2 rRNA genes (1 of these 2 only partly in view) are annotated in these 2,766 nt (G+C 44.4%); both read left to right on the top strand.

What is annotated here, in order from left to right:
* Nucleotides 1-512: ribosomal RNA gene (locus ACOMC1_RS04135) — 16S ribosomal RNA — on the top strand; the annotation flags it as partial.
* A 499-nt stretch (nt 513-1,011) separates the two neighbouring features.
* Nucleotides 1,012-2,766: ribosomal RNA gene (locus ACOMC1_RS04140) — 23S ribosomal RNA — on the top strand; it runs 1,235 nt beyond the window's last position.

The raw sequence follows: 2,766 nt of genomic DNA on the forward strand, positions 1-2,766 counted from the left end.
GAGGTTAACGGAATGACAGATGGTGCATGGTTGTCGTCAGCTCGTGTCGTGAGATGTTCGGTTAAGTCCGGCAACGAGCGCAACCCCTGTCCTTAGTTACCAGCAAGTAATGTTGGGGACTCTAGGGAGACTGCCTGGGTAACCAGGAGGAAGGTGGGGACGACGTCAAATCATCATGCCTCTTACGAGTGGGGCAACACACGTGCTACAATGGGAGATACAGAATGACGCAATATGGTGACATGGAGCAAATCACAAAAATCTCTCTCAGTTCGGATCGAAGTCTGCAACTCGACTTCGTGAAGTTGGAATCGCTAGTAATCGTAGGTCAGCTATACTACGGTGAATACGTTCTCGGGTCTTGTACACACCGCCCGTCACACCACGGGAGCTGGTAATGCCCGAAGCTGGTTTATTAACTTCGGAGATGACTGTCTAAGGCAGGACCGGTGACTGGGGTGAAGTCGTAACAAGGTATCCCTACGAGAACGTGGGGATGGATCACCTCCTTTCTATGGAGTACATCAACTTAAAGGTCAGTACAAGTCTTAATAATGTAGTAATTTATTACAATATATGGTTAAGCAAAAATCCTATCTTTCCCAAAAGCAACGAGTAATTCGTATGCTGAATGATAGGCGGATTTATGGGGCATTTTGACCAATGCCAATCTTGTGTCTAGTTTTGAGAGTTTTATCTCTCTATGATAGTTCTTTGAAAACTGAATAGCAGACATAAAAGTATGTAACAACGTTAAATATCATTAGATTTTTAACAGCTTACATCGAGTCACACCATTATTGGTATTTTTTAAATGCTAATAATGAGTGTAACAAACCAATAAAACAACAACAGTATTCATATGTATTTATATATATGAGTACGATCTCAAGATAAAAATTAAAATATTCGTATTTTAAATTTTCGTCAATGATAAATAAAATCAAATAGATAACCTTAAGATATAAATCAAAAATAGGTCCAACTTAATTGTTGGACGTTACTAAAACTTATTAAATAAGTAAGAGTGAGTGGTGAATGCCTTGGGTCTGGAAGTCGAAGAAGGACGTGATTACCTGCGATAAGCATTGTGGAGCTGGATATACGCTATGAAACAATGATTTCCGAATGGGGAAACCCAGCTAGATTAATCTCTAGTTACTACCAACTGAATACATAGGTTGGTCAGAGATACACGCTGTGAACTGAAACATCTTAGTAGCAGCAGGAAAAGAAAATAAATAATGATTCCGTAAGTAGCGGCGAGCGAACGCGGAGGAGGCCAAACCGACTTTTAGTCGGGGTTGTAGGACAGTTTTTATGAGTTACAAAACTTATGCATAGAAGAATTACCTGGAAAGGTAAGCCATAGAGGGTGATAGCCCCGTAATCGAAATGCATGAGACTCTTAACTGTATCCTGAGTAGGGCGGGGCACGTGAAACCCTGTCTGAATCCGCCGGGACCACCCGGTAAGCCTAAATACTAACCAGACACCGATAGTGAACAAGTACCGTGAGGGAAAGGTGAAAAGAACCCCGAGAGGGGAGTGAAATAGATTCTGAAACCGCTTACTTACAAGTAGTCAGAGCCCGTTAATGGGTGATGGCGTACATTTTGCAGTATGGTCCGGCGAGTTATGTTTGCGTGCAAGGTTAAGTGGAAAAAAGCGGAGCCGTAGAGAAATCGAGTCTTAATAGGGCGACTAGTACGTAGACATAGACCCGAAACCAGGTGATCTATCCATGAGCAGGGTGAACGTTAGGTAAAACTAACCGGAGGCCCGAACCGGGGTACGCTAAAAAGTGCTCGGATGACTTGTGGATAGCGGTGAAATTCCAATCGAACCTGGATATAGCTGGTTCTCTTCGAAATAGCTTTACGGCTAGCGTTGTGTGTTAAGTGGTGGAGGTAGAGCACTGAATGTGGAATGGCCGCGTCTAGCGGTACTGACTACAATTAAACTCCGAATGCCATCATGTATTACACAGCAGTCAGAACATGGGTGATAACGTCCATGCTCGCGAGGGAAACAACCCAGATCGTCAGCTAAGGTCCCTAAATTGTGTTAAGTGAGAAAGGTTGTGGGGTTTCACAAACAGCTAGTATGTTGGCTTAGAAGCAGCCATCATTTAAAGAGTGCGTAACAGCTCACTAGTCGAGAGACCCTGCGCCAATAATGTAACGGGACTAAACACAATACCGAAGCTACGGACTTCCATTTATGGGAGTGGTAGGAGAGCGTTCTTGTCAGCACTGAAGCCAGACCGTGAGGACTGGTGGAGCGGCAAGAAGTGAGAATGCCGGAATGAGTAACGATTGAAGGTGAGAATCCTTCACGCCTATTGGGGAAGGTTTCCTGGGCAAGGTTCGTCCACCCAGGGTTAGTCGGGACCTAAGGCGAGGCCGAAAGGCGTAGTCGATGGACAACAGGTTGATATTCCTGTACTTCCGCTAGAGTGATGGAGTGACGGAGAAGGATAGTACTACCACTTAATGGATTGTGGGGTAAATAGTAAGATGGTCAAGTAGGCAAATCCGCTTGGCTTAACATTGAGCTATGACGCATAGGGAAAGCTTCGGCGATTACCGAATTGTATGATTTCATGCTTCCAAGAAAAGCTTCTAACATTAATCTAGTTGGAACCCGTACCGAGAACGGACACACGTCCCCAAGATGAGTATTCTAAGGCGAGCGAGATAACCATTGTTAAGGAACTCTGCAAAATGACCCCGTACGTTCGCAAGAAGGGGTGCTCANNANNAT

It is taken from the genome of Mycoplasma todarodis (assembly GCF_965212735.1).
Classification (GTDB): Bacteria; Bacillota_I; Bacilli_A; order Mycoplasmatales; family Metamycoplasmataceae; genus Mycoplasma_K; species Mycoplasma_K todarodis_A.